The 4,332-nt window shown below is 60.6% G+C and carries 5 protein-coding genes and 1 pseudogene; 2 read left to right on the forward strand and 4 right to left on the reverse strand.

What is annotated here, in order from left to right; all coding sequences use genetic code 11:
• The coding region (locus ACFQPB_RS23595; RefSeq protein WP_382228792.1) for an FCD domain-containing protein at positions 1-302 on the forward strand (302 nt) is incomplete at its 5' end.
• A gap of 314 nt (positions 303-616) precedes the next feature.
• On the opposite strand, the gene ACFQPB_RS23600 is transcribed toward ACFQPB_RS23595, so the two are convergent.
• Positions 617-1,075: an Rrf2 family transcriptional regulator gene (locus ACFQPB_RS23600; RefSeq protein WP_382228795.1), complete on the reverse strand. Its 459-nt coding sequence runs from the start codon at positions 1,073-1,075 to the stop codon at positions 617-619.
• 110 nt (positions 1,076-1,185) lie between these two features.
• Between ACFQPB_RS23600 and ytfE the strand changes: the two genes are divergently transcribed.
• Positions 1,186-1,884: an iron-sulfur cluster repair protein YtfE gene (ytfE, locus tag ACFQPB_RS23605; RefSeq protein ID WP_382228798.1), complete on the forward strand. Its 699-nt coding sequence runs from the start codon at positions 1,186-1,188 to the stop codon at positions 1,882-1,884.
• A gap of 189 nt (positions 1,885-2,073) precedes the next feature.
• Here the strand turns inward: ytfE and ACFQPB_RS23610 are convergent, their stop codons facing one another.
• The 3 genes and pseudogenes from ACFQPB_RS23610 to ACFQPB_RS23620 all read right to left on the reverse strand — a co-directional run.
• Positions 2,074-3,306 carry a type II toxin-antitoxin system HipA family toxin gene (locus ACFQPB_RS23610; RefSeq protein ID WP_382228801.1) on the reverse strand — a complete coding sequence of 411 codons (1,233 nt, stop codon included), beginning with the start codon at positions 3,304-3,306 and terminating at the stop codon, positions 2,074-2,076.
• Complete coding sequence (locus tag ACFQPB_RS23615) at positions 3,296-3,565, reverse strand: helix-turn-helix domain-containing protein (protein ID WP_382228804.1); 270 nt, start codon at positions 3,563-3,565, stop codon at positions 3,296-3,298. Before ACFQPB_RS23615 ends, ACFQPB_RS23610 begins: the two co-directional genes overlap by 11 nt.
• Before the next feature lie 661 nt (positions 3,566-4,226).
• Positions 4,227-4,332 (reverse strand): annotated as a pseudogene (locus tag ACFQPB_RS23620) (IS6 family transposase); the annotation flags it as partial.

A 4,332-nucleotide genomic window follows, 5' to 3' on the forward strand; every position in this document is an offset into this window, starting at 1 on the left:
GTCGTGGAGATTTCCAGGGCGTCCGGGAGAACACCACGGCGTTTTATGAAGCCCTGTTCCGTTTGGCTGGGATGGACATGGCGTGGGAGGTGGTGCAGTCGCTGAACGCGCGCATCAATCGCCTGCGAGCCATGACCATTGGGTCAACTGGACGGCAAAAAGAGGCCGCCGCGGAAATGTCGCGAATCATCGAAGCACTCAAAAGACGAGACGCCGATGCTGCTCAAAAAGCATCTGAGGATCACGTGCGGCGCGTAGCACAAATCGCTGCCAACTGCCTGCGCGAGTCCTCGCAAGCTTGAGCGGGCCTCATCCTGGCCACCAATCGCGACTTGGCTGCGGAGATGGGCGCTGAACGGCTCTGGGCCGACACATACTTCCGCCACAGCGGTCTACCCGTTGCCGATGCCAACATTGTGAGGATTGAGCCTGCAGCCGGCAATGGAGGCTACCCAACGCACGCCTTCTGTTGCAGGCACTCGAACACCATGACCACAACTGGGTTCAGGCTGCACGCAACCTGCAGAGGGAGCGCGTTAACTTGGTCAGACAGTCCAAGCGGCTGGGTGCTGGGCATTCACGAGCTCCCCCATGAGTGCCAACGCAGGGTGACAACCTATGACATGCGCGGCCGTCCGGGGATGAACTTCAATTGATGGCTTCGATGTGCACCTGAAGTGGGTGCGACCAAGTCGGCCAACGTCACGCCGTCGAGCACTTCCATGTACCGCTTCATGGCTTCACGCAGGGCCGACTTGAGTCGGCAGTGGCCGTCAAGTCGGCACGTGTTGCGCTCGCTGTCGAAACACTCCACCAAGGTCAGGTCACTCTCGGTCTGGCGCACCACATCACCCACCACGATGGCGTCGGCAGGTTTGAGCAGTCGCAGGCCGCCGCCTCGCCCGCGCGTGGTTTCCAGCAGACCCATGCTTGACAGCGCCATCACGATCTTGGTGAGGTGGCTGCGCGAGATACCGTGCGCCTGGGCAATCTCGCTCACTGTGGCGCGCTCCTCGCTGGCGGCGCAGTACATCAGCACCCGCAGGCTGTAGTCGGTCCACTGGGTCAAGTGCATGCCGCATCCTCCCGATGACCGATGTCCTTTTGGTTGGTCTGAATATTCATTTCAAATGAATTTTATGGGAAATAATATGCACTCCAAATGACTATTTAAGGACTGTCGCCATGAACACCGCCTTCGCACCCACCGAAGCCCTCGACCGAGCAAGCCAACCCCTTGGGCAGATCGCTGTGGCGTTGCCCGGTGCCACCGCGATTTTTCGGCGCCTCAAACTCGACTTCTGCTGTGGCGGTCAAATCGCCTTGCAGCAAGCCTGCGACAACAAGGGCTTGGTGGTGGACGAGGTGCTGGCGGAACTCGCACGGTTGGATCGGCCCGAGACCCCGGTCGTGCCGCAGGCGCCGGCTGAGCTGATCGAGCACATCCTGGGGCGTTTTCACGCGGTTCACCGTGAGCAGTTGCCTGAGTTGATTCGCATGGCCAGGCGCGTGGAGGCAGTGCACCGCGAGCATCCCGATGTCCCCAAAGGTCTCGCTGACCACCTGGAGTCCGTTTGGGCCGAGATGGAAGCACACATGGGCAAGGAAGAGAGCATCCTGTTTCCGATGCTCTTGGCCGGCGTGCGGGGCGTGGTGGTTCACCCCATTGGCGTGATGCGCGAGGAGCACACCAACCACGGCGAGCAGCTCGAACGACTGATGGCTCTGACCAACGATGCCACGCCGCCTACGGGCGCCTGCAACACATGGCGCGCCTTGTACGCCGGGATCACCCAATTCGCAGACGACCTGGTCGCCCACATTCACCTGGAGAACAACCAGCTGTTCCCTCAGTTTGAACCGGTCCGCTCGGGTTGCTGCTGAACCCTATTGGCGGCCGGTGTGATCCACACTCCGGCACTTGCCCGGCAGCCGGCGTACCAGCGTTATGTCAGTGCGCACTGCATCAAAATACATGCAGACGTACCCAAGACCGCTCCCGTAAAGGACCGAGGCACACCCCCGCCGCCATGAACACCCAGGCTGCGTGTCGATACGGCATGTACATGTCGTTCAAACCGCGTATGCGCAGCCCTCGTTCCAGACCGGAGCTATCTGGACCAAAAGCGTCGGCGGGATGCGCGAATCTCCCTTGGCCTCCCTGATGGTCTTGCGCATGGCATCGGCAATCTGAACGAGCACCGCTCCTGGCTGAGAAACGCCACACACGCGGCGGCCAAAGTCCACCAATTCTTCGGTTGTGGGGTAGGCTTTTGTGTGGTGCCTGCCGGCAAACAACTTGAGCGCAAGTGTCCGATCTTCGAGCTCGGGTCCTCCCGGGTACTGCGTGTACTTGTAGATGCTCGTCGTCACCACATCGAACATGGGCGCCAGCCAAACGTCAGCCGTTGATCGGTAGAGCAGTCCAAAGTTTTTCAAGTGCGCGTCACCGTTGCGCACCATGACAGAAAACGCCACCTGAGCAAAGAACCTGTGCAGGTTGCTGCTGTGCAACTGCAGCTGGCGCAGCAACTCGGCCACGCGCTGGTAGCTGCCCTGGTACTTGCGATCAGACAGGATGTCGCGAACCCGCAGCCCGGCCAGGGCGGCGATGTCCTCGAAACCCAGCCGCTCAACACGCCCATCGCCGTGGACAAGCAAATCGAAACGGTCGAGCACCAACATCTGCCCATCGTCCGAGAGCTCAAACGACGGCACATCGATGCCCGCGTGACGGGCGGCCGTCAGGCAAAGAAACTCGTTGGCCGCCAGACCAGGATAGGCTGGGCTGGCCGCCTTCACGATCAGAGACGGGATCGGTACGGTGGGCCGGTCCGGCACCATGATTTTGGGTTGCATGCCCGCTATGCCTGCGCCGGTGCTCAGGTAGGCGGCTATCAACTCGTTGAAGACCTCGGGGGTGTAGGCCGTCTTGAGCAATTCGCCTTTGCTCAAGCTGCGAGGCATGGCTGGCGCGGGGTAGTCGGGCAAACTGAACCCCAGGCGGCCGATGCCATTGCGACCCACCAGCGCCAACATGTGCATCGGGGTCATGGCCTGCTTGGGGAACAGCTCCCGAATTTTCATGAACAAGTCGCCCTCGGGAAGGTTCTGGTCCATGGGGGGAAACAGGTCGCCGTCCTGCCACGTGAGTTTGTCGTGTGGTGGCATGAGCAGCGCCACTGCCGCCTGTTCGGGGTCTGCCTGCAGATAGCGGAATTCGTAGGTCGACGCCCGGATCAACTGGCCGGCTCGCTCGGCGTCTCCAATGGAGACGTTCAGCAACCGGATCTTCTCAGGCAGCATCGTCGTCGTCCTGGAACCGCGCTGAAACCTCGGTCGCCGAAGGCATGCCCGCGCGCTCAAGTCGAAGTGCAAAACCCAGCGCGCCGCAGACTGCCAGCAGGGAAGACACCGTGGAATCTTCGCCTGCCTCCAGTCGATAAATCACCTCGCGAACTTTACCCGCCTTCTCGGCAAGTTCAGATTTGCTCATCCCCAAGGACTCCCTGCGCTCACGCAGTTGCCGCCCCAATTCATCTGAAAGCCGTATCTTGTCAGTCATGGCTGCCATGATAAAGAATTCGTGGACAACTTGTCTGTTTTAACTTGCAGCTATTTTTTGTTTGTATGCTCACTTCTGCAAGCCAAGACCAGCAAACTGACAAAATTTCAGCAAAATGCTGGTCATGGCTTGCACAGTCAAGGAAGCCTGCCTCCCAGTACCCCCGGAACAGCCACAGAGGGCAAGACACCATGCCGTGCTTTGCCGTCGATGGTGTTCAAGGCAAAAGGACAGATTCAGAGGTTCGCCTCGCAGCCGTCTCCACGCGGTTCGACCCGTCCTTCGGCGTGGTACCGCGCTTGGACAGACTCATGGATGAGCCCATCGGCCCCTCGGTGGCGTATTCCCGTCGGCACCAACCACGGTGTCGAGGTCCGTGGTCGTGCGTGCCTGCACAGACTGTCACTGAGCGAGTGCTTCAACCTGGGGTCGCATGGCCATCGGGCAAGCTTCGCGCAATCTGCCGGCGACACAGACTGACGAACTCCTGGGCCGCCCGTGCCTGCGCCTGCCGTGGATTGAAGGCCAGCAAGGCCCGAAACGGCACCTTGAACCCCAGCGGCACGCACCGCAGACCCAGCGCAACGTACTCTCGCGCCACCAGGGGTTGTGTCGCAATAGTGGCGCCGAGGCGGCAAAGGGCCGTTGATGTCGATCGGTTTCAATGAGCCAAGCTGTAAAACTGGTCGGCGGCGGACATGGCATGGCCACACGGGCAGCGCTGCTGCCCTTTCTTGATCATGTGCATGGTCTCGATGCCGGCGATG

It is taken from the genome of Hydrogenophaga atypica, from assembly GCF_042665215.1.
GTDB lineage: Bacteria > Pseudomonadota > Gammaproteobacteria > Burkholderiales > Burkholderiaceae_C > Hydrogenophaga > Hydrogenophaga defluvii_A.